The organism is Paraciimarium castrense LEGE 11436, assembly GCF_056633055.1.
In genome coordinates this window covers 458624-483034 of the sequence record NZ_JBSJOW010000001.1, presented here as the reverse complement: position 1 = coordinate 483034, position 24411 = coordinate 458624, and the positions used below count along the sequence as shown (strand labels likewise).

Below are 24411 nucleotides of genomic sequence, written 5' to 3'. Positions count from 1 at the left end.
GCGTCAGGCGCCAGGGCCAGGCCCACCGGATCGATTGGGCCCGTCGTAGCCGCCGAGGGAACGGAACATCAAACCACCTCCTGCCGCCATCATCACGATCATCACGATCAGGCTCCAGAGGCTGGTGTCGCGGAAGCCGATCACGAGACTCTGCAGCACCCCCACCAGCACGGCGGCCAGCGAGGCCCAGATCATGAACCAGCCAGCCTTCTGCCAACGGCCGGCAAACAGCATCACCACCCCGATGCCCAGGGGCACCATCAACAACCCGAAGCCATCGCCCACGCCCCGGGCCAGGGTGCCTGAGAAAGCGGAGCCGAAACCACCGCCCCGGCCGATGCCGAAACGCAGTGCCGAACCCACCATCACCTGGTGGGTGAACAGGAAGCTGCCGGCCCCGAACAGACTGCCGCCGATCAGGAAGAGCAGGAAGTCTTCCACCGGCTTGCGCTGCATCACGGTTGAGCTATGGCCACCGGGTCAAACTAGGGCAGCCGGGGCAGGCTGAAGCTGCGCCAGCGCCACACTGCTGCGCAGAGGTGAAGGGATGCTCGGTTTTCTGCTGAACGTTCTCTGGTTTGTGCTGGGGGGCTTTGTGATGGGCCTGGGCTGGTGGCTGGCCGGCCTGGTGGCGGCCCTCACCGTGGTGGGGCTTCCCTGGGCCCGGGCCTGCTTCGTGATCGGCAACTTCTCCTTCTGGCCCTTCGGCAAGGAGGCGATCAGCCGCCAGGAACTCACCGGCCGCTCCGACTTCGGCACCGGCCCCCTGGGGCTGGTGGGCAATGTGATCTGGTTCCTGCTGGCGGGCTGGTGGCTGGCCATCGGCCACCTCAGCTCGGCCCTGGCCTGCTTCGTGACCATCGTGGGCATCCCCTTCGGCATCCAGCACGTGAAGCTGGCGCTGATCGCCCTGGCCCCGATCGGCCTCACCGTGGTGCCAAGCGGCACGAGGCCGAGGTTGGAGGGGTGAGTGGCGGGGTGAGTGGCGAGGCTGCTGAATCCTCAGCTTGAAGAGGGATTGCGTGCGTAGCGAACTGGCTTGGAACGTTTGATGATCTTGCCCTGTTGGAGCAGCCGTTCAGCGATCTGCTCCGAGGCCAATGGCGAATCCAGGTGGTGGAAAGGGCCGGGTCCAGCCAGCATCTTCACGACCAAGCCGGGCCTGGGGATGACAAACCGGACTAGCGAGCCCTGACTATCTCAGGGCAGCTCCAGCCAGCCACGCAGGGCCAGGTCCAGCTCGATGAGCCCCTGGGGCTCCAGATGGCCCAGGATGCCGCCGATGGCAACGACCGGCACAGTGAACAACTTATCCACCATCAGCTGAGATGGCTTGCGCAGGCCGTTGCGATCGCTCGGTGCCACAGCGATGCGCACCAGTGGGGCCTCCACCAGGGTGCTGGTGAGCGGGCAGAGGGTGACGCTGGGGTGGGCCTGCAGCCAGCGATCAGCTTGAACCACAACTGTCGGCCTGGGCTTGCCCGAGTACACCCCGGCACTGGCCACAGTCACCACGGTGCCGCGGCTCAAGGGCAGCGCCGTCATGCCGTCCAGTCGCTCCAATCCGGCAGCTGCTCGCTCCAATGCGCCTGGGGGTCCTGGTCGGCCAGCAGCTGGGACTGTCGCCGGGCCTCCTCGGCGTTGCCGAAGCGTTGCAGGTAGTGATGCAGCGCTTCGCGCATGCAGGCGCTGCGGCTCTTGCCGAGCTGGCGGGCCAGCTGATCGAGCTGGCGCTCGACTTCCGGCTCCAGTCGCACCCCGAGCACCACAGCGTTAGGTGTTGAACGTTTCGTTTTACACCCTAGGCGCCTCGGGCCGGCCGCGCCATACCAGCACCCCGTCTGCCGCGGTAGGTGTGCAATGCATCGAGCAGCAGGAGCTCCATGTCCTGGACCTCATCGACCAGCTTCTGATCCCGTGAATCCTGTCCAGTCCCGATCGGCATGAGCAAGCCGATTGACTGTCCTGAACCGGTGCCCGAGCTGACCACAAAGCTCACTCCACGGCTGGTGATCTCGATGGCTTCCTGTAGGTGGCGTTGCAGCTGCAGTTGCTGGCCGTAGTGCTCGAACACCCGATCGCGGAACATCGATGACGTCCATCGGTCAGTGCTGCGTTGCCGGGGCCGATGGGCCATGTCGGTACCCCTGGAGATTTTGGGAACCGCATCCAGTGCGAAATGATCAAATTCACACGACTGGCCTATGGAAGGTCTGCGGCATCCATTGCGCTCCTTTCCCCCTCCAACCCTCCAAACCCACACCGCAGCACCGCCAACGCATCATCCGGCAGGCCCAGAAAGCCGTCGAGCCAGGGATCGCCGCTGGGGGGCACCCGCGCCACACCCACCAGACAGCCCTGGCCGCTGGCATCCAGGGGGCTGCCCTCGGCGTGGTGGCGCTGGCCAGCCACCGATCCTGTGCTGAGATCCGTGGTCACCAGCAGCGGCGGCGGACGGTAGAGCCCGGCCCAGCTGCAGTGGAAGCGCGCCTCGAAGCGCAGCGTCACGGCGCCGCTGGCCGGCACGAGCTGGCCGGCGAGAGTGAGGGGTTCGATGGCGATCTGCAGCCCCGGCGGCAGGGGCAGCCCCAGCACCTGCGTTGTGCGCCAGTTCAGCGGGGGGATGCTGAGGTCGGCTGGGTCGAAGACGATCTCCAGCCTGTCGTCAACAGGGGTGCAGGTTGCCTTGCCGCTGCCGCCCCGGGCGTCGTAGCGGAAGCGTGGGTAGCGGCCGATCGCCAGCCCGCAGCCCGCCTGGGTGTGCAGCTGCAGGCTGGTCATGGCAACAGGCGGGCTTGAGCGGACACAACCCTTCAGGCGCCGCGGAGGCCATCGAGGCTGCCGCGGGCGTGAAGCTCGGCGAGGGCGTCATAGCCGCCGATGAAGGCGCCGTCGATGAACACCTGGGGCACGCTGCCCGGCTGGCTGGGCTCGATCACCCGGTGGGCAATGCCCAGGGTGCGCAGCATGCGCAGGGCCCGTGCTGAGAACGGGCAGCCTGGCAGCACGGCCACCTCGACCCGGGGAGCCGTGCTGGCCAGGGCCAGGGGCACCATCAGGGGTTCAGCGGCCTGCAGCGCGGCGCCCGGCTCCGGATCGAACAGCCCCACCAGCAGGTCGGCGCCCTTGTACACCAGCGTGCCGGGCTCCAGGTGGCCGCCCCACACCTGGCAGGCGTTGTCGGAGAAGCTCAGGTGCAGGTGCACCCCCCGGGCGGCCACCGTGCCCTGCAGGGTGATGATCTCCAGCTCGCCAGCCAGCACGGTGGGCCCCGTCTCGCCGGGGCACTGGAACGAGGCCTGGGTGAGGTTCCCCACCACGCTCAGCACGAAGCCGTGGCCGCCCTCCTGGGCGGCCAGCTGCTCCAGGGACTGGCGCACGTCGCTGCCTGGTTCGAGGTGCAGGGCCAGAAACCGCATGGGCAGAGAGGCGTGAACGGGACGACACCAAGGCCCGCAAATTAGGCCCTCGCCTGACCCCCAGTCGTCCAGCAGACCGCCGCCTGGCTCTGGGGGGCTTCACAATGCGAGCCCGCCAGGGTCCTGTGATCGGCTTTCGTTCGCCCCGCTCCTACACCCTGCTGTCCGTGGGGGCGGCCGTGAGCACCATGGTGATCAAGCTCGCGGCCTGGCGCCTCACTGGATCGGTGGGCCTGTTCTCCGACGCGCTCGAATCCCTGGTGAATCTGGCCGCGGCGCTGGGGGCCTTCTGGGCCCTCACCCTGGCGGCCAGGCCCGCCGATCGCGAGCACAACTACGGCCACTTCAAGGCCGAATACTTCTCGAGTGGCCTCGAGAGCGCCCTGATCGTGCTGGCGGCGCTGCTGATCCTGCAGAGCGCCTTTGGCCGGCTGCTGAACCCCCAGCCCCTGCAGCAGGTGGGCCTGGGCCTGATGCTCTCGCTGCTGGCCACGGCCCTGAACGGCCTGGTGGCGGTGCTGCTGCTGCGGGCATCGCGGCGCTTTGATTCGATCACCCTGCGGGCCGATGGCCAGCACCTGCTCACCGATGTCTGGACCTCTCTGGGGGTGGTGGTGTCCCTGGTGCTGGTGCCGCTCACGGGCCTGACGGTGCTGGATCCCCTGGTGGCGATCGGCGTGGCGGCCAACATCCTGTTCACGGGCTGGCAGCTGCTGCACGAGACGGCCTCCGGCCTGATGGACCGCTCCCTGGCCGAGCCCGACCAGCAGAGGCTCGCCCAGGTCCTGGCCGCCCGCAGCGGCGATCAGGTGGCCTTCCACGCCGTGCGCACCCGGGTGGCAGGCTCCCGCCGCTTCGTGAGCCTGCACGTGCTGGTGCCAGGCCACTGGAGCGTGCAGCGGGGCCACGACTTCTGCTCCGCCCTGGAGCACGACATCGCCGCCGCCCTGCCCCGCAGCCATGTGTTGACCCACCTGGAGCCGATCGAGGATCCCAGCGCCTGGAACGATGACGGCTTCCAGTGGGAAGCCGATCAGGCGGCAGCCCCGGGTTCGGATTCTCGGTAGCGGCTGCGCCGGCCGTCCAGGTCAGCGCTGCGGAGGTCAGAGCTGCGCAGGTTGGTGCTGCGGAGTTCAGTGCTTCAGAGGGCTCGGCCCGGCGGCTGGCCCGCCGGCGGTGGCAAGGGTCTGGGGCTGCGCCGGCCCGGTTCCAGGCTGGCCAGCAGGGCTCCCAGCGCCAGCAGGCCCAGCAGCCACCACAGCCGCGGGCGGGGCAGGCGCCGGGCCTGGCCGCCGCCGCGGCGGCGCACCTGGGCCTCGGCCTTGCGGCCAAGCGGGCGTCCGCAGCGCCCGCACACAAAGCGGCCGGCCAGGCTGCGGTCCGCCTTCACCGACCAGCTGCCGCAGCTGGAACAGGCCATCGCGTGGGGGTGGCATCAGGGCTCCAGCATGCCTAGGCGGGTGCCGCAGGCGCCTGGCTGCCCCCATCGACATCCGCGGTGAGCAGGTTGATCCGGTAGAGGGTGTCCTCCAGCACATCGGCGGCCAGCTCTCCCGCCCAGCGCTGGGGGTGGCCGGCTGGGCAGCAGGCGCTGAAGGGCTGCAGCACCGTGGTGGGCCGCGGATGGCAGAACTGCACCACGCTCAGGCGGGGGCCGCTGGCGTCGGGGTCGGCCATCACCCGGTGCCAGCCGCTGGGGATCAGGCCATTGCTGAGGCGCTCCAGCATCAGGCCGCTGTTGAGGATCACGTGACCCTCCGGCGGTGTGGCTGGTTGCCAGTGCTCCCCCACCAGCACCTGCAACCCTGGTGCCGTGGCCCGCGGCAGGGCCGTGATCAGGTTGATGTCGGCGTGGGGGGCGGCCCACAGGTGGCCCCCCGACGGCGCCTGCGGCATGGGTGGGTAGTGCACCGCCCGGGTGAGGGTGGGCGCCTCGGCCACCATCGCCTCGAAGATCGCCTCATCGAGCCCGAGCCCCACGGCAATCACCCGCAGGAAGCGGCGCTGCAGGGCGGCGATGGCGGCGTGGAAGGCGGTGAGCACGGCGCTGATGCCGGGCACCGCGGCCTCCGGCAGGCCTTGCTCCGGGTAGAGCAGCGGATAACGCCGCCGCAGGGGGTGGAGCGCCGGAATCGGTTCCGCCCAGTTGAGCATCTCCTTCCAGTCGGCCAGGGAAGCCCCGGCGGCGGTTTCCACCAAGGTGCCGGTGTAGCCGGTCTGGCCGCCGGCACCCTCCACCCGGAAGGCCTGCTTCTGGGGCTGGGGCAGCTGGAAGAACTGCTCCAGCAGGCCATAGGCCTCATCCAGCAGGTCCAGGGGCAGGTCGTGGCTGGTGGTCACAAAGCCGGTGGCCAGGCTGCGGCGCACCCCATCCACCACGGCCGCCCGGGCGCGCTGGTCGCCCCGCTCAAAGCGCAGCAGGTCAACGTCGAGAACACAGGGTTCAGCTGGCATCGCGGCGCCGTTCAGCGCACGCTGACGCCTTTCCAGAAGGCGACGCGGCCCTGGATCTGGCGGGCGGCCTCCTTGGGTTCCGGGTAGGTCCACACGGCATTGGCGTTCACCGCCCCATCCACCACCACGTCGTAGTAATGGGCTTCTCCCTTCCAGCCGCAGACACTGCGGTGCTCGGAGGGCCGCACCAGCGCGGTGTTGAGGGCATCGGCGGGGAAGTAGGCGTTCCCCTCCACCATCACGATGTCGTCGCTGCTGGCGATCACGGCACCCTTCCAGCTCGCTTCCATGGTCCATCCGGCAACGGGCCCCATCCTGCCGCCCGCCCCAGCCCCGTGCGCAGGTGAACACCACTGCCTTGCCAAACCATGGGCCTTCCCCTTCATTGGAAGCAAGGCCAGGAACTCAAGGCAGAGCGTGATGGACCGACCCCCAGCCCTTGCCTCCTGGAGCCACCGCGGCTGCAGCGTTGAACTGGCCGCTGAACCCTCGGCTTTGCCACTGTTCCGCATCACCCACGGCAGCGGCGTGCCGCTTGGCCACGTCTCCAACCTGGAGGAGGCCCGGGAGCTGATCGATCGGGAACTGCCCCTGTTGCGGCAACGTCTGGCCGCCTCGGCCTGAATGCCCCACCCCTGCCAGACCTCGTTGACACTGGCAGCTGGCCCAAAGGGCGTTAAGACAGGTTCACCAGCTGGGCGCCGCAGCGCCAGGGCGCCCATGAATCCCACCCTCTCGGAACGGTTGCTGACGCGGCGCTCGGATGGCTTCTTCCGGGCCCATCCGGCGGCTCCCTGGGATGCGGTGCTGGAAACCCCCGTGGCGCTTCAGACTCTGGCCCTGGTCCAGCCGCATGTTGTTGCGCTGCCGCTGCCCCTGGCGCCGCCGCCTCCGCTCGACCCGGGGGTCGCCGTTTCGGCTGATCCCGTGGACTCCCAGGCAGCCGAAGAGCCATCAGTCAGTGCCGTTCCAGTCAGCGTCGCCCCAGTCAGCGTTGCCCCAGTCAGCGTCGCCCCAGCTGAGCTGTCGCCAGCTCCCATCCCTGCGGCTCCAGATGCAGCCCCCACCCAAGACCCAGGCCCAGCCCGCGAGCTCCTGGTTCTGGTGTTGATGGCCGTGGTCTGGCTGGTCGATGGCTGGCTGGCCCTGCGCCAGGGCCTGAAGCGCCGCCCCACGGCAGCCGCCACCACCGCGACCGGGTGCAAGGCCGGCGCGGTGTCTGGAACTCCCCGGCTGGCATCCCAGGCTGCGATGGCCCCAACCGGAAGCCCCCCTGTGGCCTCCAGGAGCCGTCGCCCCGCCCCCGTGCTGGTGGCATGAACGGGGCCACCCCAGCGGGGCCGTCGCCGGCTCCGCCCCTGGGCCCGGATGAGTGGCGCCGGGTCCGCGCCGCCCTCCTCTACATGGGTCGCGATCTGCATCACCGCTCCTATGCCGTCACCGCAGAGCGGAGAGCATTGCTCTGGCAGGAGATGGATGCCTGCCTGGCCCTGGCGGAGCGGATCCCGGCCGATGGCCATGAAGCGCTGTCAACCGGGCCAGCTGCGGCAATCATGGGGTCTGCCGACTCCCTAGCACCCCATGCCTGAGCCACGCCCGGCCCCCTATCCGCCCGCTCCTCAGACCGACCTGCCCTCTGGCCTGGCCGGCCGGCGCTGGCGCCAGGCTCTGGCCAGCGCGGCCCTGGCCGTTGGCTTGCCCCTCACCCTGCCTGTCGCCGCCGGCGCCATGCCCGCTGCCGGCGCCGGGGAGCCCGGTGTGGCCCGCTTGAGCGGCGAGGCTGTCTATGGCTTTGGCTGTGTCGAAGCCCAGGGGACGTACTGGATCGGCCTCGGCCTGATCCCGAAACCATCCTTCAATGTGGTGACCAACCCGATGGCGGTGCCGCCCCTGAGCACCACGAACCTGGCCCCGGTGGCTCAGATCACCGGCGCCGTGGGTGCCGGATCAATCGCCCACCGCTGCACCAGCATCGCCACCCGCCTCACCAACCTGGCCCTGGCCACCGGCACCGCTTCGCCCCTGGGCATCCTCACCCTCACGGAGTTCCTGCAGGCCGGGGTGGTGGCGGGCCAACCGGTGATCGCCATCGGCCAGCTGGCTCTGCCCGACGTGCTGGCCACGCTGCCCCAGGGCAGCGATCCCCAGCAGGCCCTCGATCGCGTCAGCGAGCGAATCCGCGCCGTGTCAACCGGCCCGGCCATCGCTGAGGTGCTGCTGCGCGAGGGGCTGGTGGAGTTTGTCGAGGTGCCGCTCGACTGAGCTCTGGGCGCCTCACGAGGCGAATGGCAGCTGGTCAGTCCAGGCCGTTGGGCTCCAGCCGCTGGTGGCCCCCCAGGGCTTCCAGCCACACCACCACGGCCAGCCAGTGCAGCCCCACCGCTGACCAGAGCGAGCCGGTGAGGCCGTAGACGAGCACGCAGGCGCCACCCAGCAGGGTGCACTGCAACAGGAAGCGGGGGTCGTCAGCGACGGCCCGGCCCTGGGGGTACCAGAGGCGCCCCGCCAGGGGGTGGTAGGCCACGAACAGACCGACGCTCAGGGCCCCCCAGGCCGCCATGGCGGCGGCCGGCATCCCTTCGAGCGGATGGGGGAGCAGCAGGCCCCGGAAGATCAGCTCCTCAACCAGTGCCGGCAGCACCAGCAGAGCAGCGGCGCGGCGCAGCAGGCCAGGCCAGCCTGCCCCGCCCGGCCGTCCCCAGCGCCAGGGTCCGTGCAGGAAGCCGCTGGCGAATCCAATCCCCAGGGCCAGGGCGGCATACAGCATCAGCACCAGCACCGAAAAGCCGAGGGGAGCCCCCAGCAGCGGCGGCACCAGGCCATCCATCAGCCGCGGCACCAGGGTGCCCACCACCGGCAGATGCCCGAGCACGGTGGTGGGGGCGACCGGCTCCAGCGCGGGATTGTTGCCGGGGATCTGGTTGGTGCGCAGGATCCAGAGCGGCAGCCCCTGGCGCAGGAACACGGTGGCGAGGCCGTCATGGGCGCGGCGCGGCAGCATCGAGCGCAGGCTGAGCAGCACCGCCACCGGCCCCTGGTTGGCCATGAAGGCGGGCTGGGCGACCCCGCCTGGGGAGTCCTGGCGCAACCCCGTGCCGGCCATGGCGGTCACCTGGGCGTTGTGGCGCCAGTCGGGGCGCACCATGCCGAAGGGCGTGAGCAGCTCCTCGAGGCCCCGCCCCAGGCGACTCAGGCGGCTGTCCGGATCAGGCACGACACCGGCCAGCCGTTGTTCGGCGCGCAGTTGATCCAGGGCGATCCAGAGGGCCTGGCTGGAATCCTGTACACAGGAGGTGGCAGGCGTCACCAGCGCCACGCCGTGGCCATCGCCCGTGCGGTAACGGGCACTGATGATTTCCGCCTGCAGGGCCAGGGCATCCAGCAGCGGCCCGTCCAGGGGCACGAGCACATCCGAGAAGGGACGGGTGCCCAGCCAGCCCCGCTGCAGGTTGCCGGCGTAGGCGCTCCAGTCCTGGCTGCCCGAGACGATGCCGTTGGGGTTGTTGGCGTAGATCTGGTGGTAGCGCAGATCGAGCTGGGGCTCGCCGCTGAATGGATCCAGCACCACTTCGGCCTCGCCGAGGGCCAGATGGCCGGTGGTGGTCCAGGCCGGGGAAGGTTCGCCATCGCGTCCGCCGATGCCGCCGAACAGATGGATCAGCAGGGCCCGCTGCCCGGGTTGCGCCAGGGGCAGCTCCTCGGGCTTCGAGGTGATGGCGGTGCTGGTCAGCGTGCCCCGGCGCAGGGCTGCTTTCGCCCAGTTCTCGCGGTCGATCTCCCTCAGCCCTGCGGCCGTGCCCCGCACCACCCGCGTCGGCTTGAGGCCCAGCAGGGCCCGCGGCTGCAGCGCCTGCACGGTGAACACCCCATCGGGGCCCGGGGCGCCGCTGATCAGCCAGCCCTCGGAGTTCAGCTCCGAGGCCACCAGCCCGCTCGGATCCAGCATCACCCGCCCGAAGCGATCCGGCGGCAGCTTCGGAATCCTGATCGACTCCTCCACCCCGGAGAAGTCACCGTCGGATCGGTCGTAGTGCCGCACCCGCCAGCGGTGGGGATCGCCGCTGCTGCTGTCGCGCCCCAGCACGGTGACCAGCCCCAGCCAGCGCCCAGTGGTCTGCAGCGGCGGCTTGCTGATCCGCAGCGTGTCGCCCTCGAGGCTCACCCCTTCCAGCCGCACACTGACGCTGTCCTGGGGGCGGGCTCCAGCCAGGGACTGCAGCGGCCCCACGGCCAGGCGGCCATCCAGGCGGGTGGGCACCACGTTGGCGGCGGCGGCAGCGTCACGGGCGGCCTGGCCCAGGCGCACATCGGTGCTCACGGCCTCCACCATCGCCTGCAGGCGGGGCTGCTCGGCCCAGGTGAGGCCCAGCCGCCGGCCGATCAGGGCCTCCTGGCCCGGTGGCGCCTGCTCCAGATCCAGCCACACCCAGTCGCCGCGGCGCAGGGCCTTCTCCTCCACCGAGGGCAGGATCAGCCGGCCCATCCAGTCGGCATGGGGCCGGTAGAGCTGCCGATCCGGTTGCAGGGCCAGGGGGTAGTAGGCGCTCTGGCTGAACGGGGAACGGTTGGCCAGGGCTTCACTGCTCTCCGGCAGGGGCCGCTCCGGGCTGCCCTGGCGCAGCGGCATCGCCTGCAGCCCCGGCCGCAACGGGCCCAGGGGCAGCAGGGTCAGCACGAGGGCCAGCAGCCCCCCCAGCAGAGCCTGGGGCCCGCGCAGACGGACAGGGCTGCTCATGGTGACGTCACCGTACCGAGCACCACCCGGGAGCCCCGCTCCGAAGCGATCACCTCCAGCCCGCAGCGGATCCGCTCCCGCAGGGCGCCCACGTGGCTGATCAGGCCGATCATGCGTCCGCCCTCCCGCAGGCGATCCAGTTCATCCATGGCCAGTTGCAGGCTGTCCGCATCGAGGCTGCCGAACCCCTCATCGATGAACAGCGTGTCCAGGGCCACGCCGCCGCTGTGGGCCTGCACCGTATCCGCCACCCCCAGGGCCAGGGCCAGGGAGGCCTGGAAGGTCTCACCTCCCGACAGGCTCGACACCTCTCGCTCCTCGGCGGTGTAGGCATCCAGCACCCGCAGGCCGAGGCCCGCCTGGCTGCCGCGCCGTTGGCCGCTGGCATCGGAGAGCCGCAGTTCGTAGCGGCCGGCGGTCATCTGGCCCAGCCGCTGGTTGGCGTAGCCGCAGATCTCTTCCAGGTAGGCGGAGAGCACCCAGCGCTGCAGGGAGATGTTCGGCTCGCTCCTGCCCTGGCAGCGGGCCGCCACCCCCTGCACCAGGTCGCTGTGGGTCAGCTCCGCGGCGAGCTCGTTCTCCCCCTGCCGATGCCGCGCCAGCAGGTCAGTGATGGCGGCGCAGGCGCCTTCGGCGCGGGTGAAGCGGGCCAGGGCCGTTCTTCGGGCCGCATCGCTGGCGGCCAGGGCCGCCTCGGCGCCGGCCAGGTCTGGGCTGGGTTCCGGGAGCTGTTGCAGGGCCGGCTCGGCGAGCACCTTCTGCTGCAGCTGCAGGTCCAGCTCGAACTGCCGCAGACGGGTGGTCCAGGTCTGACGCTGCTCCGAGGCGGCGAGGGCCTCGGCCAGGGCGCGGCGATCGGCGAAGTCCGCTGTCACCAGGTCGGTGTCCAGGCGGCGCCGCGCCTCCGCCTCCCGGGCCGCCGCCGTGCTCCACAGCCGGGCCGCCTCCGCCAGGGCCTCGAAGCCCGCCCGCAGCGCCTGGGCTTCCTCGAGCAGGGGGCTGGGGTCGTGGTCGCCCCCCAGGCCCTGCTCCAGCCGCGCCTGCAACGCGGCCGCGTGCTGCTGTTGCTGGGCCAGCCGCTCACGGTGGCTGCCGCCCTCCTCCCGCAGCTCCTCCAGCCGCTTGCGGTAGCGCTGCAGCCGCTGATCGACGCTGGCGACGTCCTGCTCAAGCTGAGGCAACGCCTTGGCGTCCTGCTGGGCCTTGGTGAGGGCCGCTTGGGCTGCTTGAGCTGCCTCGGCTGCCTGGGCTGCCGCGGGGGCCTGCTGGGCCGGGCTGGTCTCAGGGCTGTCGCCCCAGCCCAGTTGCCGCAGCTGGGCCTCCAGGCCCTCCAGCAGCGCCTGCTGCCGCGCCTGGCCTGCGCGGGCTTCGGAAAGAGCCTGGGTGGCCAGCTCCAGTTGGCGCTCCGCCGCCTCCATGGCCTGATCGGCCACGGCATCGGCCTGGGCCGCCGCCGGCTGGGGATGGTCCAGGGAGCCACACACCGGGCAGGCCTCGCCGGCCTGCAGGCCAGTGGCCAGGCGGCCGGCCATGCCCTGGAGCTGCCGTTCGCGCAGGTCGAGCTGGTGGCCTCGCGCCTGCTGCTGCCGCGCTTCCGCTGCCAGGGCCGCCCCGGCAGTGCTCCCCAGCTGCTGCTGGGCCCGCTGCCACTGCTGCAGGGTCTGGGTGAGGGACTGGGCCGCCCTGGCCCTCTGTTCCAGCCCCGCCAGCCCATCCCGGGCGGAACGGCAGGCCTGCAGCCGTTCCAGCAGGCCACTGCGGCCCTGCTCCTGCTCGGCCACCTTTTCCTCGCCCTGGCGGCTGCGGTCCATGGCCTCCTGGAGGGCCAGGCTCACCTCCTGAATCGCCTGGCGGGCCTGGTGAGCTTCCCGGGCCAGCCCCAGCAATTGCTCGAGCTCCCGCTCCCGGGTGGCCAGCAGGTTGAGGCAGCCGCTGAGGAGCCGGGGCTCGGGGCATTGCTTCAGATCCAGCTGGGCCACGGCCTCAGGCAGCTGCTGGGCCCGATCCCGCTGCTGCCGCAACTGGTTGAGCTGCTCAGCGCAGCTGCTGGCGGCCTGCTCCAGCTGCTGCTGGGCGGCGGCGGCGGCCTCCAGGCTGGGGCGCGCCGCTTCGGCGCGCTCGGCGCGCTGAGTGACTTGCCTTAGGGCCGCGATCGCCGGCAGCTCCTGTTCCAAGGCCTGCAGCCGCAGGCGAGCCTGCTGACGCCGTTGCCACTGCTCCAGCTGGCTGCGGCAGTCCCCCAGGGCGCTCTGGCTGCCGCTGAAGGCCGACTCTGCGGCTGCAAGCTGCACCCTGGCCTGCAGCAAGAGGCCCTCCATGGCGCCCTGCACGGCGTCCAGCTCGGGGGGGGCACCATCGGCGAGCTCCAGCTCCTGCGGCGACTCCCTCTGCCAGGGCGCCCAGGCTTCGGTGATCTGGCTGAGGGTCTGCCGCTGCTGGTTCTGCCGCTGCTCCAGCTGGTCCCGGGCCTGTCTGGCCTGCTCCGAGAGCCACTCCGTGGCCCGTTGGTAGAGGGCCGTGTCGAAGAGGGTCTTGAGCAGGGTTTCGCGCTCCTCGGGCCTGGCCCGCAGCACATCCGCGAAGCGGCCCTGGGGCAGCAGGATCACCTGCCGGAACTGGGCGGCGTCCAGCCCCACCAACCGCCCCACCTCACGCCCCACCTCGGCGATCCCGGAGGCCACCGGTTGCCGCTCCTCCCCCTGGCAGCGCCAGAGGCTGGCCCGGGCGGGCTTGCTGGTGGTGCCCTCGCCGCGGCTCTTGGCCACCTCGCAGGCGGCCTGGCGCTCCACCCGCCAGCGTCCTCCAGCGGCGGAGAACTCCAGCGCCACCTGGGGGATGGCCTGGGGCGGCGCATGGTCGGAGCGCAGGCCCTTGACGCTGCGCTCTCCACTCACATCGCCGTAGAGGGCGAAGCAGAGGGCATCGAGCAGGTAGGTCTTGCCGGCGCCAGTGCTGCCGTGGATCAGGAACAGGCCATCGCGGGAGAGGGTATCGAAGGGGATGGTCACGGCCTCGGCGTAGGGCCCGAAGGCCTGCATCTCCAGCTGGTGCGGCCTCATCGCTCCCCCGTCCTGCCAGCCGCTGCCAGGGCCTGCCGCAGCAGCTGCTCCTCCGCCGGCAGCGGGGAGCGGCCCTGCTGATCGGCGAAGAAGGCCAGCAGGCGCTGTTCCGGACTGCTGGCGGCCAGGATGCGCTGGCTGCGGGCGCTGCTGCTCAGGCCTTCGCCCTCGGGACGCCGGTGCCGCAGTTCCACCACGTGGGGGAAGCGCTGCCGCAGCCGCGCCATCGCCTGCTGGGGCAGCAGCGGATCGGTGAGCTCAGCCCGCACCCAGGCCTGCTCGGCGCCGGCCAGCTCGGGATCCCGCAGCAGTTTCTCCAGGTCGCCGCTGAGGCTGCGCAGGGGCCGCCCCACCCCCAGGGGCACCACCTCCACGCTGGGGCTGCCGTCGGCGGCGAGCTCCACCAGCCGCACCGACTTCACATGGCTCTCCTCTGAGAAGGAGTAGGGCAGGGGGGTGCCGCTGTAGGCCAGGCGCGGACCATCCAGCTGCTGGGAGCGGTGCAGGTGGCCGAGGGCCACGTAGTGGAACCCCTCGAACATCGCCACCGGCACCGCTTCGGCATGGCCCACGGACAGCTCCCGCTCCGATTCCGAACTGCTGCCGCCCGCCACGAAGGCATGGGCCACCAGCACCGAGCGGCTGCCCGGGCGGCGGGCCAGGTCGGCGCGGATGCGCTTGAGCGCCAGCTCGGTGACCTCCGGGTGCCGCAGGCGCTGGCTGGTGAGGGGCTGCTCCGCGTCCTGTTGCAGACCGGGCCCATCCAGCAGGGGCTCCAGGTAGGGGAGCGGGTAGATGGCCACGGGGCTGCCGCCAGAGCGGGGGCTGAGCAGCACGGGTTGATCGGAGCGTTGCCAGCGGCCCCGGATCGTCACCTCCAGCGCCGAGAGCAGCTCGTCGTACACCGACACGCGCACGTGGGAGTCGTGGTTGCCGGCGATGGCCACCACCGCCGCCCCGCCGCGACGCAGGCGGGCCACGGTGTCGGTGAACAGGCGCACCGCCTCCGCCGGCGGGATGGCGCGGTCGTAGAGGTCGCCGGCGATCACCACCAGCTCCACCGCCGCCTCACGGCTGAGTTCCACCAGCCGGTCCATGGCCTCGGCCTGGGCGGCCAGCAGGTCGTGGCCGTGGAAGCTGCGGCCCAGATGCCAGTCGGAGGTGTGCAGCAGGCGCAAGGCCGGCCCGCGATTCAGGCCATTCTGGCGCTGCCGCGTGCTGCCCTGGTCCCTGCCCCCTCACCCTCTCCATGTCGCCCCGCTCCCCGCTCCCCCTCGCCGCCCTGACCCCTCTGCCGCCCCTGCGGCTGGCGGTGGTGGGCCACGTGGAGCTGGTCACCTTCCTGGCGGTGGACAACCTGCCGGCAGCCGGCGAGATCCAGACGGCTCGCGCCTGCCTGGAGGTGGCCGCCGGCGGCGGCGCGGTGGTGGCGGTACAGCTGGCTCGGTTGCTGGGGGCCCCGGTGGCGTTCTTCACCGCCCTGGGGCGCGACGGGGCGGGCGAGCGGGCGGCGGCGGAGCTGGCTGCCCTGGGGCTCGACCTGCACATCGCCTGGCGGGACGCCCCCACCCGGCGGGGGGTGACCTTCGTGGACGGCAGCGGCGAGCGCACGATCACGGTGATCGGCGAGCGGCTCAACCCCAGGGGCGCGGATGCGTTGCCTTGGCATGACCTCGGCCGCTGCGATGGGGTGTTCGTCACGGCTGCGGACCCGGAGGCCCTGAGGCTCAGCCGCGCCGCCCGGCTGCTGGCTGCCACGCCCCGGGTGCGCCTGCCGCTGCTCAGCCAGGCCGGCGTAGCGCTGGATGCGCTGATCGGCAGTGGCCTCGATCCGGCGGAGCGCGTGGACCCAGCCGCCCTGGTGCCCGCTCCGGCGTTGCGGATCGCCACGGCCGGAGCCGCCGGCGGGGAGGCCTGGCCCTTCGGTCCCTTCGCAGCCCCGCCGCGTCGGCGACCGGTGCTGGATGCCTACGGGGCTGGCGACTGCTTCGCCGCGGGGGTGACCGCCGGGTTGGCGGCCGGCTGGAGCGTGGCCGAGGCGATCAGCCTCGGCTGCCATTGCGGTAATGCCTGCCTCGATGGACGGGGCCCCTACGGCGGCCAGCTGCGGCGCAGTGCCGCCGGCCGGCTTGAGCCCCCGGGTTGAAAGTCTGGTTCCGCGGGGGTGGCCTGCTCCTCAGGGCAGCGCCACCAGCACGCCGCCAAGGGCGATCAGGGCGACCCCCAGCCAGCTGCGCCCGCTCAGTTGTTCGCCGAGCACCAGCACGCCCAGCAACGCCACCAGCACCACGCTGAGCTTGTCGATCGGGGCCACTCGCGCCAGCGGTCCAAGTTGCAGGGCGCGGAAGTAGCAGAGCCAGGAAATGGCGGTGGCCAGGCCAGAGAAGCCCAGGGCCACCAGGCTTGCCCGCGGCAGGGCGGCCAAGGACTGGCCCTGCAGCTGGCCGCTCGCCAGCAGGCCCACCGCCAGGGCGACCACCACCACCAGGGTGCGCAGGAACGTGGCCAGGTTGGCGTCGATGCCGGCCAGACCGAGCTTGGCCAGCAGGGACGTGAGGGCGGCGCTTAAGGCGGCCAGCACCGCCCAGAGTTGCCAGCTACCCAGCAGGCTTGCCAGCAGTCCGCCACCAGCCGGGGTCATGGCACCAGGTTGACGAGCTTGCCGGGCACCACGATCACCCGGCTGGGGGGCTTGCCTTCCAGCCACTTGGCGGCGATGTCGCTGGCCAGGGCGATCCGCTCCAGGGTGGCCTTGTCCGCATCGGCCGGCACCTCGAGGTTGCCGCGCACCTTGCCCTTCACCTGGATCACCAGGGGAATGGTGTCGCGCACCAGGGCCGTGGCATCCACCTGGGGCCAGGCCTGGCCGTGGATGCTGCCGCCGCCCTCAAGCCGGCTCCAGAGCTCCTCGGCCAGGTGGGGAGCAAACGGCGCCAGCAGCAGCAGCAGGCTGGCCAGGGCCTCCCGGGCCACGGCGGTGCCGCTGGCCTCCAGGTGTTCGGCCATGGCGTTGCTGAGCTTCATCAGCTCGGCGATGGCGGTGTTGAACTGAACATCGCCGTCGAGGTCGTCGCTCACCGCCGCGATGGCCGTGTGCACGGCGCGGCGCAGCTCCCGCTCGGCCGGGCTGAGTTCAGGCAGGTCAGCGCCGCCGAGGCCGCTGGAAGGGCCTTCAGAACTGGCCCCAGCCAGCCGCAGGCCCCTGGCCTGGGCCGCCTCCACCAGCCGCCAGAGGCGCTGCAGGAAGCGGAACTGGCCCTCCACGTCGGCATCGTCCCACTCGAGATCCTTCTCCGGGGGTGCCTTGAACAGGATGAACATGCGGGCCGTGTCGGCGCCGTAGCGCTCGATCACCCGGGCTGGATCGACGCCGTTGTGCTTCGACTTCGACATCTTTTCGTAGTAGGTGTCGAGCACCTCGCCGCTGATCGGATCGCGGGGGTCGGTGGGGTCAGCCACATCGGCCGGGGCGATGTAGTGGCCGCTGCCGGGGTTCCTGTAGGTGATGCCCTGCACCATGCCCTGGGTGAGCAGCCGCTGGAAGGGTTCATCGAAGCCCAGCAGGCCGCGGTCCCGCAGCACCTTGGTGAAGAATCGGGCGTAGAGCAGGTGCAGGATGGCGTGCTCGATGCCGCCCACGTACTGGTCCACCGGCAGCCAGCGGTCCACCGCCTCACGGCCGAAGGGCAGGGCGCTGTTGTGGGGATCGCTGTAGCGCAGGTAGTACCAGCTGGAGCACATGAACGTGTCCATGGTGTCGGTCTCGCGGCGGGCCGGCCGGCCGCAGCTGGGGCAGTCCACCTGCCACCAGCTCTCCAGCTGGGCCAGGGGTGAGCCGCCCTTACGGCTGATCGCCACATCCCGGGGCAGCTCCACCGGCAGCTGCTCGGCCGGCACCGGCACCACGCCGCAGCTCTCGCAGTGGATCATCGGGATCGGGCAGCCCCAGTAGCGCTGGCGGGAGATCAGCCAGTCGCGCAGGCGGAACTGCACCGTGCCCTCACCCCAGCCCTGCTGCTCGGCGGCGGCGGTGATCGCCGCCTTGGCCTCGGCGCTGGCGAGCCCGGTGAAGGGGCCTGAGTGAATCAGCATGCCCGGTTCGGTCCAGGCGCCGCCCTCGTAGGCGTGCTCGTCGCTGCCCTCCGGGATGATCACCTGCAGCACCGGCAGCTCGTACTGCCGGGCGAACACGAAATCGCGCTGGTCATGGGCGGGCACGCCCATCACGGCGCCGGTGCCGTAGTCAGCCAGCACGTAGTCGGCGATCCAGAGCGGGATCAGGGCGCCGCTGGCGGGGTTGCGCACCCGGGCGCCGATGGGGATGCCGCGCTTGGGGCTGTCGTCTGCCGTGCGCTCCAGGTCGCTCTGGCGGCTCACCAGATCGCAGAAGGCCGTCACCGCCAGCTCCTGCTCGGGACTGGTGAGCGGCGCCACCAGGGGATGCTCCGGCGCCAGCACCACATAGCTCACGCCGTAGAGGGTGTCGGGGCGGGTGGTGAACACGCGGATGCGCTGGTCGGTGTCGCGGCCGTCGGCATCGACCACGGCAAAGCTGAGTTCAGCACCCGTGCTGCGGCCGATCCAGTTGGCCTGCATCGTGCGCACCCGCTCCGGCCAGCCCGTGAGCCTGGGCAGGTCGTCGAGCAGCTGGTCGGCGTAGGCGGTGATCTTCAGGAACCACTGGCGCAGGCGACGCTTCTCCACCAGGGCGCCGGAGCGCCAGGAGCGGCCCTCACCGTCCACCTGTTCGTTGGCGAGCACCGTCTGGTCCACCGGGTCCCAGTTCACGGTGGCCTCCTTCTGATAGGCCAGGCCGGCGGCGTGGAACTGCAGGAACAGCCACTGGGTCCAGCGGTAGTAGTCGGCGTGGCAGGTGGCCACTTCCCGGTCCCAGTCGATCGAGAGGCCCAGCCGCTGCAGCTGGCTGCGCATGGCGGCGATGTTGCGGTCGGTCCAGGCGCCGGGGTCGACGCCCCGCTCGATCGCCGCGTTCTCCGCCGGCAGCCCGAAGGCGTCCCAGCCCATCGGCTGCAGCACCGCCCTGCCGCGCATGCGCTGCACCCGGGCGATCACATCGGTGATCACGTAGTTGCGCACATGGCCCATGTGCAGGTTCCCCGAGGGGTAGGGGAACATCGACAGGGCCACGAAGGGCTCACTGGCACCGTCGCCGCCACCGTCGCCGCCACCGTCGGCGCCCCCGTCGCCCTCAGCGCCGCTTCCGGGTTGCGGCTCGGGGGTGCGGTAGGCCTGCTGCTCGTCCCAGAACGCCTGCCAGCGCTCTTCGATGACCTGCGGTTGGTAGCGGTTGCTCTCGCTCACGTCAGCAGATCGGAATCCCAGTCTGTGATCGTGTCACAGGCCTGGGGAGCGGCCAGCTCAACCCAGGGAACGGATCAGGCTCACCTGGTGGCGGTTGATCAGGGTGAGTGGTGGCCCCTCGGGGGGATCGCCGCTCTGCTGCAGGGCAATGGCGTGCACGTCCTGCCAGCGGATCACGCCCTGCAGTTCCGGCCCGCCGCTGATCTGGATCGCCACGGTCAGGCGGCGGCGGATCAGGTCCTGGACGTGGCGGACACTCGGCAGGGAGGTGTCAAGAACGCTGGAGCGGCGCTCGAGGAAGCTCTGCATAGGATTCACAGCAGGCTGGGGAGCTCCCATCGTGCTGCAGTACAGCAAATACCAAGGGCTGGGGAACGACTTCCTCATGCTCGATGGCCGCGAGGCCGCCAGCAGCGACGACTGCTTCGAGCTCACCCTGGAACGCGTTCAGCTGCTCTGCCATCGGCGTTTTGGCATCGGCGCCGATGGCCTGATCCTGGCCCTGCCGCCCCGGGAGGGCGGTGAGCTGCGCATGCGCATCTTCAATGCCGACGGCACCGAGCCGGAGATGTGCGGCAACGGCATCCGCTGCCTGGCCCGCTTCCTGGCCGACAGCGACGGCGATCTCCCCGGCCGCTCCTGGCAGATCGAAACCCTGGCCGGCCGCATCGTGCCTGAGTTGCAGGCCGACGGCAGCGTGCGGGTGGACATGGGCCCCCCCTTCCTGGAGCCCGACGCCGTGCCCACCACCCTGGAGCGCGGCGAGGCCGGCATTCCCGCCGGGATCCTGGAGGTGGCCGGCGAGCAGTTCGCGGTGGGGGCCGCCGGCATGGGCAACCCCCACGTGGTGATCCCGGTGCCGGATGTGGAGGCGATCGAACTGGAACGCTTCGGCGCGGTCCTGGAGGTGCATCCCGCCTTCCCGGCTCGCACCAACGTGCACTTCGTGGAAGTGCTCGATCCCGGCCATCTGGTCATGCGGGTGTGGGAGCGCGGCGCCGGTCCCACCCTGGCCTGCGGCACCGGTGCCTGCGCCACCCTGGTGGTGTGCCACCGCCTTGGCCTGGCCGACCGCCGCGCCCGTCTCGATCTGCCCGGGGGCCCGCTGCTGATCGAGTGGGACTCCGAAACCGACCACCTGCTGATGACCGGTCCCGCCGAGGCGGTGTTCGATGCGGTGCTGGCCCCCTCGCTCTGGGACCAGGCCGGCCCCACCACCGAGATCGCAGCCGAGGCTGCACCTTCCTGGGCGCAGCCTGCTGTTGCAGAGCCCCTGGTGGCGTCTGCTGCTCCTGAGCCCCTGGCGGAGTCCCCCGTGCCGGCTGCGGCCCCTGACCAGCCCCCCGCCATCGACTGCGCCACGGTGTGCGCCCAGGGCTGCATCCGGCCCGAGGCCTGCCCCTCCGCCGAGGCCCGGGCCCGGGTGGCTGCCCTGCTCAGCTCCAGCTCCCTCGACGACCTGGTGAACCTGGCCACCACGTCCCTGGAAGACCGCACCCGCGCCCGCGCCGAACGCCCTTCCAGTTTCGGCGGCTGACGCGGTGGTGGCTGAGCTGGCACCGCTTGATCCGGCACCGCTCTATCTCGATGCCTGCGCCACTGCACCGCCGGCACCCCAGGTACTGGCGGCCATGGCGGCGGCGGAGCGCACCGCCTGGGCCAACCCCTCCAGCCTGCACGGTTTCGGCCTGGAGGCCGCCGACCTGCTGGAGCGCTGCAGGATGCGCATCGCCGCCGGCCTCGGCTGTGGCAGCGACGCCCTCGTGTTCACCTCAGGGGGCACCGAGGCGATCCACATGGCCCTGCTCGGTGCGGCGGCCCCCCTGGCGCCGGGGCGCCTGCTGCTCTCGGCGGTGGAGCATCCCGCCACCGTGGCAGCGGCGGCACGGCTTGAGGAGCGGGGCTGGCAGGTGGAGTCGGTGTCGGTGGACCGTGCCGGCCGTCTCGACCTGGCGGCGTTCGAGGCGCTGCTGGAGCCGCCCACCCGGCTGGTATCGATCATCTGGGGGCAGAGCGAGGTGGGCACCGTGCAGGCGATTGAGCCCATCGGAGCCCGCTGCCGCCAGGCCGGCGTGCCCCTGCACGTGGACGCGGTCCAGCTGGTGGGGCACCGGCTGTTCGGCTTTGAGCAGCTGCCGATCGATCTGCTCAGCTGCGCCGCCCACAAGCTCCAGGGGCCCAGGGGCGTGGGAGCCCTGCTGGTGCGGCCCGGGCTCCCCTTCGCCGCTCCCATGCGGGGCGGCGGTCAGGAGGGCGGTCGCCGCGGTGGTACCGAACCCGTGCCCCTGGTGGCCGGCTTCGCGACGGCCCTGGAGCTGGCCCTGGAGCGGCTCCGCCAGCATGACGGCCTGGACCCCCTGGCCGCCCTGCGCGATCGGCTGCTGGATCAGCTGGTGCCGCAGCCTGGGCTGGAGCTCACCGGTGTCGATCCCCGCCAGGCTCCAGAGCAGCGGCTGCCCCACCACATCAGCCTGCTGGCGCGCGGCAGCAGCGGTGAGCCGCTGTCGGGGCGGCAGCTGGTGCGGGCCCTCTGGCGCCATGGTCTGGCCACCAGCAGTGGCTCGGCCTGCAGCAGTGGATCCACCGCGACCGGGCTGGGGGCCAGCCCGGTGCTGCAGGCGATGGGCTATTCCGCCGCTGCGGCCGCCGCCGGTCTCCGGCTGAGCCTGGGGCCCTGGCTTGATGCCGCCAGCCTGGAGCGGGTGCCGGCGGCCCTGGCGGCGGCCTGGGGGGAGCTGGATCAGGGGCGCTCTGGTTAAGGTCGCCGCACCTCTGGCCCGTGGCACCCCCGGCCTGAACATGCTCCCTGCCGATCTGCGAACAGCCGAGGCCGAGGCCCTGCAGGCGATTCAGGCGGTCCTCCAGGACGCCAGCAAAGGCCTCTGGACCGCCGAGCTCCGCTTCGAAGGACTGCGGCTGATGCCCGTGGCCCTGCGCTTGCTGGCCAGCCTCAGCCAGAGCCGCGAGGACCTGCGCATGCTGTTCCCCGACGCCGGCGCCACGGCCCTGGCCAAGCGCGACGCCCCTGATCTGGCCCCCCAGCTGGCCAGTCTGCGGGACCAGATGCGGCTGCAGCAGGCCGATGGCGGCAGTGAGGGGCTGATCCTGCTGGTGGCGCCCACCCCGGCCGACTACGAGGAGGTGGAGCAGGTGTGTGCCCTGCACCGGGGACTGGTGCTGATGCTCAACGGCAGCCTGGAGGACGCCGCGGTGGGCATCGGCAGCGTGGCCCGCGAACGGCGCAAGGGTTTTCTCTCCGGCTGGCAGAGCGCCTACGCCCTGATTCCCCTGGGGGATGGCGCCCTGCGGCGCGCCTACCCCTCCTCCTGGCAGCTCTACCGCCGCGACCCCGACGGGCATCGCTTCGTGGCCGCGTTTGAGCAGAAACCCGATGGCGAGCAGCGCACCGAGGCCCTGGCGGGCGAGGGGGGTGCCGGCATGGCCGGCAGCCTCAAGGCCCTGGAGAGCTTCATCGAGGGTCTTCAGAACTGAACGCCAGCCCCACGGTTCAGGGGCGACTGGCCCGGGCTGGCCAACGTCTTTACAGTGCGCCGAACGCCGCGCCAGCCGATGAGCCCTGAGTCCTCTGCCGCCAGGCCCCGCCGCTGGAGTGTCGTGGATGCCGCTGCCCTGGCTGCCGTGGTGCTCGCTGCCGCCGGTGTGATCTGGAGCCCGAAGCTCTCCGGTGCCGTGGCCCAGGCCACCGGCGGTGTGGTGCCCGTGACGGTGCTGGTGGATGTGCGCGGCGTGCCGGTAGCCGACCCCGCCGGTCTGATCGAGACGGCCAGGGCGGAGGGCAAGGTGGCGATCGTGATCCGCAACCAGCCCCACGGCTCGGTGGCCATCGAGCGCATCCAGCCCCTGCAGCGGCGGCTGCTGGCCGTGCAGCCCGACGGCACCGTCGTCACGGCAACTGATCCCACTGGCCGTGATTTCAGCAACCTCGACGCCCGCTTCGTGCTCAAGGCCCAGGGCCGCAAGGCCAGCGGTGGAGTCGTGTTCGGCAACCAGACCGTGAAGGTGGGGGCTCCAATCGAGATCGAGGGCCAGGGCTACCGGTTCAACGGCACCGTGACCGGAATTGCCGTCGAGGAGGGCTGAGATGCCTGGTTTCAACCGTCGTCTGAGCCGCCTGGCTCCGGGCCTTTCTCTGGCCCTGCCCCTGAGCCTTGGTCTGCCCCTGGTGCCCGCCTCCGCGCAGGTCCAGACCAGGCCGGCGATCAGGGCCTTTGAGCTGGAGCCGGCCCCCCTGGCCCAGCTGCCGGCGGCGCCACCGCCGATCGGCCTGCCCAAGCTCCAGAACCAGGTCAGTTGTCCGGCCCTGCAGCAGCGGGTCCAGAGCGTGCTGGCCGGCGAGGCGGGCGTCTGGAGCGTCACGATCGCCGATGGCCGTGGCCAGCTGTTGGCGGATGTCAATGGCCTGCGGCCGCGGGTGCCCGCCTCCAACGCCAAGCTGGTGAGCACCGCCTACGCCCTCGACCGCCTCGGGCCTGACTACCGCCTGGCCACGCGCCTCTGGCGCCTTCCCGATGGCTCCCTGAGGCTCACCGGCGAGGGCGACCCAGATCTCGCCCTGCCCCAGCTGCAGCGGCTCACGAAACTGGCCATGGGCTCCGGCGGTTCCAGCGCTGAACCCGGCGCCCAGGTGCGCCTGCAGGTGGCCGAGGAACCCAAGCAGGCCTGGTGGCCCCAGGGCTGGAGCGTCGATGACCGCTACTACGCCTACGGCGCTCCGATCACCCGATTGGCGGTGACCAGCAACGCCATCCACGACTCGGTGCTCAACCCACCCTCCCGGCTCCAGACCCTGATGCAGCGCAGCGCCAGCCAGCAGGGCGGCAGCCTCCAGGTGGTGTTTGTGGCCGCCAACCCGGTTCCCGCCGAGGCCGTGCTGCTGCACCAGGAGAACTCGGCGCCCATGCACAACCTGCTCAGCCTGGCCAATACCGAGAGCCACAACTTCACTGCCGAGGTGTTGATGCGGCAGGCCGCCGGCACCTGGAATCTGGCCCAGGCCCAGCAGCTCACCACCCAGTGGCTGGCCCAGCAGGGCGTTCCCATGCAGGGGGTGCGCGTCGCCGATGGCAGCGGTCTGGACCGCACCAATCGCCTCACCAGCCGTTCGCTCACAGCCCTGCTGCTGCGCATGGACCAGCACCCCTACAGCCGCAACTATCTGGCCTCAATGGCGGTGGCGGGCCAGCGGGGTACCCTGCGCAACCTCTACAAGGGCACACCCCTGCAGGGCCAGTTCTTCGGCAAGACCGGCACCCTCAGGGGCGTGCGCTCGATCAGTGGGGTGCTGCTCACCAGCAGCGGCCCCCGCTACGTCAGCGCCATCAGCAATGGATCCGGCGACCCCAACACCCGCATCGGCCAGGTGCTGCGACAGGCCCAGCAGACCCAACTCTGCCCGGGCTGA

26 protein-coding genes are annotated in these 24411 nt (G+C 71.3%); 11 read left to right on the top strand and 15 right to left on the bottom strand.

Annotated features, from left to right (window positions below; genetic code table 11):
• Nucleotides 1–3 precede the first annotated feature (3 nt).
• Complete coding sequence (locus ACWJIO_RS02620) at nt 4–456, bottom strand: hypothetical protein (protein ID WP_480311200.1); 453 nt, start codon at nt 454–456, stop codon at nt 4–6.
• Between the two features lie 91 nt (nt 457–547).
• Between ACWJIO_RS02620 and ACWJIO_RS02615 the strand changes: the two genes are divergently transcribed.
• The gene (locus ACWJIO_RS02615; protein ID WP_193913420.1) at nt 548–970 is read left to right on the top strand and encodes a YccF domain-containing protein; all 423 of its coding nucleotides are present in this window, start codon (nt 548–550) and stop codon (nt 968–970) included.
• Between the two features lie 230 nt (nt 971–1200).
• Here the strand turns inward: ACWJIO_RS02615 and ACWJIO_RS02610 are convergent, their stop codons facing one another.
• The 5 genes from ACWJIO_RS02610 to ACWJIO_RS02590 all read right to left on the bottom strand — a co-directional run bounded on the left by ACWJIO_RS02610 (nt 1201) and on the right by ACWJIO_RS02590 (nt 3419).
• Nucleotides 1201–1545 (bottom strand): type II toxin-antitoxin system PemK/MazF family toxin, encoded by a 345-nt coding sequence (locus ACWJIO_RS02610; RefSeq protein ID WP_480311198.1) that lies wholly within the window; start codon nt 1543–1545, stop codon nt 1201–1203.
• Nucleotides 1542–1766 carry a ribbon-helix-helix protein, CopG family gene (locus ACWJIO_RS02605; RefSeq protein WP_480311197.1) on the bottom strand — a complete coding sequence of 75 codons (225 nt, stop codon included), beginning with the start codon at nt 1764–1766 and terminating at the stop codon, nt 1542–1544. Before ACWJIO_RS02605 ends, ACWJIO_RS02610 begins: the two co-directional genes overlap by 4 nt.
• Before the next feature lie 35 nt (nt 1767–1801).
• Nucleotides 1802–2137, bottom strand: coding sequence for a hypothetical protein (locus tag ACWJIO_RS02600; protein WP_480311195.1), 336 nt, complete (start codon nt 2135–2137; stop codon nt 1802–1804).
• Nucleotides 2138–2202: 65 nt separating this feature from the next.
• Complete coding sequence (locus tag ACWJIO_RS02595; protein WP_480311194.1) at nt 2203–2781, bottom strand: hypothetical protein; 579 nt, start codon at nt 2779–2781, stop codon at nt 2203–2205.
• 32 nt (nt 2782–2813) lie between these two features.
• On the bottom strand, nt 2814–3419 hold the full coding sequence (locus ACWJIO_RS02590; RefSeq protein ID WP_480311193.1) for a PCC domain-containing protein: 606 nt from the start codon (nt 3417–3419) through the stop codon (nt 2814–2816).
• A gap of 128 nt (nt 3420–3547) precedes the next feature.
• Between ACWJIO_RS02590 and ACWJIO_RS02585 the strand changes: the two genes are divergently transcribed.
• Nucleotides 3548–4486, top strand: coding sequence for a cation diffusion facilitator family transporter (locus ACWJIO_RS02585; protein ID WP_480311513.1), 939 nt, complete (start codon nt 3548–3550; stop codon nt 4484–4486).
• Nucleotides 4487–4560: 74 nt separating this feature from the next.
• Here the strand turns inward: ACWJIO_RS02585 and ACWJIO_RS02580 are convergent, their stop codons facing one another.
• From ACWJIO_RS02580 to ACWJIO_RS02570, 3 genes are read right to left on the bottom strand one after another with little or no spacing between them, the layout of a single operon-like run.
• A complete protein-coding gene (locus ACWJIO_RS02580) occupies nt 4561–4839 on the bottom strand; it encodes a transcriptional regulator (protein ID WP_480311191.1) in 279 nt (92 codons plus the stop codon).
• A 32-nt stretch (nt 4840–4871) separates the two neighbouring features.
• Nucleotides 4872–5873 carry an isopenicillin N synthase family dioxygenase gene (locus tag ACWJIO_RS02575; protein ID WP_480311190.1) on the bottom strand — a complete coding sequence of 334 codons (1002 nt, stop codon included), beginning with the start codon at nt 5871–5873 and terminating at the stop codon, nt 4872–4874.
• 11 nt (nt 5874–5884) lie between these two features.
• Nucleotides 5885–6163 carry a DUF427 domain-containing protein gene (locus ACWJIO_RS02570; RefSeq protein WP_480311189.1) on the bottom strand — a complete coding sequence of 93 codons (279 nt, stop codon included), beginning with the start codon at nt 6161–6163 and terminating at the stop codon, nt 5885–5887.
• Nucleotides 6164–6293: 130 nt separating this feature from the next.
• On the opposite strand from ACWJIO_RS02570, the gene ACWJIO_RS02565 reads away from it, so the two are divergent.
• From ACWJIO_RS02565 to ACWJIO_RS02555, 3 genes are all read left to right on the top strand, one after another.
• On the top strand, nt 6294–6497 hold the full coding sequence (locus tag ACWJIO_RS02565) for a hypothetical protein (RefSeq protein WP_480311188.1): 204 nt from the start codon (nt 6294–6296) through the stop codon (nt 6495–6497).
• A gap of 692 nt (nt 6498–7189) precedes the next feature.
• Complete coding sequence (locus ACWJIO_RS02560) at nt 7190–7462, top strand: hypothetical protein (RefSeq protein ID WP_480311186.1); 273 nt, start codon at nt 7190–7192, stop codon at nt 7460–7462.
• Complete coding sequence (locus tag ACWJIO_RS02555) at nt 7455–8135, top strand: hypothetical protein (RefSeq protein ID WP_480311185.1); 681 nt, start codon at nt 7455–7457, stop codon at nt 8133–8135. Before ACWJIO_RS02560 ends, ACWJIO_RS02555 begins: the two co-directional genes overlap by 8 nt.
• 34 nt (nt 8136–8169) lie before the next feature.
• Here ACWJIO_RS02555 and ACWJIO_RS02550 read toward each other — a convergent pair whose 3' ends face one another.
• The 3 genes from ACWJIO_RS02550 to ACWJIO_RS02540 are packed head-to-tail and all read right to left on the bottom strand — an operon-like array spanning nt 8170 to nt 14845.
• Nucleotides 8170–10608 (bottom strand): CPBP family glutamic-type intramembrane protease, encoded by a 2439-nt coding sequence (locus tag ACWJIO_RS02550; protein WP_480311184.1) that lies wholly within the window; start codon nt 10606–10608, stop codon nt 8170–8172.
• Complete coding sequence (locus tag ACWJIO_RS02545) at nt 10605–13667, bottom strand: AAA family ATPase (protein ID WP_480311183.1); 3063 nt, start codon at nt 13665–13667, stop codon at nt 10605–10607. Before ACWJIO_RS02545 ends, ACWJIO_RS02550 begins: the two co-directional genes overlap by 4 nt.
• Nucleotides 13664–14845 (bottom strand): exonuclease SbcCD subunit D, encoded by a 1182-nt coding sequence (locus tag ACWJIO_RS02540; protein WP_480311182.1) that lies wholly within the window; start codon nt 14843–14845, stop codon nt 13664–13666. The genes ACWJIO_RS02545 and ACWJIO_RS02540 overlap by 4 nt, the downstream gene beginning before the upstream one ends.
• 71 nt (nt 14846–14916) lie before the next feature.
• Between ACWJIO_RS02540 and ACWJIO_RS02535 the strand changes: the two genes are divergently transcribed.
• Nucleotides 14917–15813 (top strand): PfkB family carbohydrate kinase, encoded by an 897-nt coding sequence (locus ACWJIO_RS02535; RefSeq protein ID WP_480311181.1) that lies wholly within the window; start codon nt 14917–14919, stop codon nt 15811–15813.
• A 30-nt stretch (nt 15814–15843) separates the two neighbouring features.
• Here ACWJIO_RS02535 and ACWJIO_RS02530 read toward each other — a convergent pair whose 3' ends face one another.
• Genes ACWJIO_RS02530 through ACWJIO_RS02520 form a run of 3 tightly spaced genes read right to left on the bottom strand, consistent with a single transcriptional unit; the run spans nt 15844 to nt 19298 of the window.
• On the bottom strand, nt 15844–16308 hold the full coding sequence (locus ACWJIO_RS02530) for an EamA family transporter (RefSeq protein WP_480311179.1): 465 nt from the start codon (nt 16306–16308) through the stop codon (nt 15844–15846).
• Nucleotides 16305–18989: a leucine--tRNA ligase gene (gene leuS / locus ACWJIO_RS02525; RefSeq protein ID WP_480311177.1), complete on the bottom strand. Its 2685-nt coding sequence runs from the start codon at nt 18987–18989 to the stop codon at nt 16305–16307. Before leuS ends, ACWJIO_RS02530 begins: the two co-directional genes overlap by 4 nt.
• A gap of 57 nt (nt 18990–19046) precedes the next feature.
• Nucleotides 19047–19298 (bottom strand): Hfq-related RNA-binding protein, encoded by a 252-nt coding sequence (locus ACWJIO_RS02520; protein WP_480311176.1) that lies wholly within the window; start codon nt 19296–19298, stop codon nt 19047–19049.
• Between the two features lie 31 nt (nt 19299–19329).
• Between ACWJIO_RS02520 and dapF the strand changes: the two genes are divergently transcribed.
• The 5 genes from dapF (at nt 19330) to dacB (ending at nt 24411) form a co-directional block, all read left to right on the top strand.
• Nucleotides 19330–20526, top strand: a complete 1197-nt coding sequence (gene dapF, locus ACWJIO_RS02515; protein ID WP_480311174.1) for a diaminopimelate epimerase — start codon at nt 19330–19332, stop codon at nt 20524–20526.
• 7 nt (nt 20527–20533) lie between these two features.
• The gene (locus tag ACWJIO_RS02510; RefSeq protein ID WP_480311172.1) at nt 20534–21748 is read left to right on the top strand and encodes a cysteine desulfurase family protein; all 1215 of its coding nucleotides are present in this window, start codon (nt 20534–20536) and stop codon (nt 21746–21748) included.
• 40 nt (nt 21749–21788) lie between these two features.
• Complete coding sequence (locus tag ACWJIO_RS02505) at nt 21789–22481, top strand: DUF1995 family protein (RefSeq protein ID WP_480311170.1); 693 nt, start codon at nt 21789–21791, stop codon at nt 22479–22481.
• 78 nt (nt 22482–22559) lie between these two features.
• Nucleotides 22560–23090 (top strand): DUF4330 domain-containing protein, encoded by a 531-nt coding sequence (locus ACWJIO_RS02500; protein ID WP_480311169.1) that lies wholly within the window; start codon nt 22560–22562, stop codon nt 23088–23090.
• 1 nt (nt 23091) lies between these two features.
• Nucleotides 23092–24411: a D-alanyl-D-alanine carboxypeptidase/D-alanyl-D-alanine endopeptidase gene (dacB, locus tag ACWJIO_RS02495; protein ID WP_480311168.1), complete on the top strand. Its 1320-nt coding sequence runs from the start codon at nt 23092–23094 to the stop codon at nt 24409–24411.

Bases quoted from the DNA above. Each gene is read 5' to 3' on its own strand.
- ACWJIO_RS02620 (WP_480311200.1), bottom strand. From the start codon at position 456: ATGCAGCGCAAGCCGGTGGAAGACTTCCTGCTCTTCCTGATCGGCGGC.
- ACWJIO_RS02615 (WP_193913420.1), top strand. From the start codon at position 548: ATGCTCGGTTTTCTGCTGAACGTTCTCTGGTTTGTGCTGGGGGGCTTT.
- ACWJIO_RS02610 (WP_480311198.1), bottom strand. From the start codon at position 1,545: ATGACGGCGCTGCCCTTGAGCCGCGGCACCGTGGTGACTGTGGCCAGT.
- ACWJIO_RS02600 (WP_480311195.1), bottom strand. From the start codon at position 2,137: ATGGCCCATCGGCCCCGGCAACGCAGCACTGACCGATGGACGTCATCG.
- ACWJIO_RS02595 (WP_480311194.1), bottom strand. From the start codon at position 2,781: ATGACCAGCCTGCAGCTGCACACCCAGGCGGGCTGCGGGCTGGCGATC.
- ACWJIO_RS02590 (WP_480311193.1), bottom strand. From the start codon at position 3,419: ATGCGGTTTCTGGCCCTGCACCTCGAACCAGGCAGCGACGTGCGCCAG.
- ACWJIO_RS02580 (WP_480311191.1), bottom strand. From the start codon at position 4,839: ATGGCCTGTTCCAGCTGCGGCAGCTGGTCGGTGAAGGCGGACCGCAGC.
- ACWJIO_RS02575 (WP_480311190.1), bottom strand. From the start codon at position 5,873: ATGCCAGCTGAACCCTGTGTTCTCGACGTTGACCTGCTGCGCTTTGAG.
- ACWJIO_RS02570 (WP_480311189.1), bottom strand. From the start codon at position 6,163: ATGGAAGCGAGCTGGAAGGGTGCCGTGATCGCCAGCAGCGACGACATC.
- ACWJIO_RS02565 (WP_480311188.1), top strand. From the start codon at position 6,294: ATGGACCGACCCCCAGCCCTTGCCTCCTGGAGCCACCGCGGCTGCAGC.
- ACWJIO_RS02560 (WP_480311186.1), top strand. From the start codon at position 7,190: ATGAACGGGGCCACCCCAGCGGGGCCGTCGCCGGCTCCGCCCCTGGGC.
- ACWJIO_RS02555 (WP_480311185.1), top strand. From the start codon at position 7,455: ATGCCTGAGCCACGCCCGGCCCCCTATCCGCCCGCTCCTCAGACCGAC.
- ACWJIO_RS02550 (WP_480311184.1), bottom strand. From the start codon at position 10,608: ATGAGCAGCCCTGTCCGTCTGCGCGGGCCCCAGGCTCTGCTGGGGGGG.
- ACWJIO_RS02545 (WP_480311183.1), bottom strand. From the start codon at position 13,667: ATGAGGCCGCACCAGCTGGAGATGCAGGCCTTCGGGCCCTACGCCGAG.
- ACWJIO_RS02535 (WP_480311181.1), top strand. From the start codon at position 14,917: ATGTCGCCCCGCTCCCCGCTCCCCCTCGCCGCCCTGACCCCTCTGCCG.
- ACWJIO_RS02530 (WP_480311179.1), bottom strand. From the start codon at position 16,308: ATGACCCCGGCTGGTGGCGGACTGCTGGCAAGCCTGCTGGGTAGCTGG.
- ACWJIO_RS02520 (WP_480311176.1), bottom strand. From the start codon at position 19,298: ATGCAGAGCTTCCTCGAGCGCCGCTCCAGCGTTCTTGACACCTCCCTG.
- ACWJIO_RS02505 (WP_480311170.1), top strand. From the start codon at position 21,789: ATGCTCCCTGCCGATCTGCGAACAGCCGAGGCCGAGGCCCTGCAGGCG.
- ACWJIO_RS02500 (WP_480311169.1), top strand. From the start codon at position 22,560: ATGAGCCCTGAGTCCTCTGCCGCCAGGCCCCGCCGCTGGAGTGTCGTG.
- dacB (WP_480311168.1), top strand. From the start codon at position 23,092: ATGCCTGGTTTCAACCGTCGTCTGAGCCGCCTGGCTCCGGGCCTTTCT.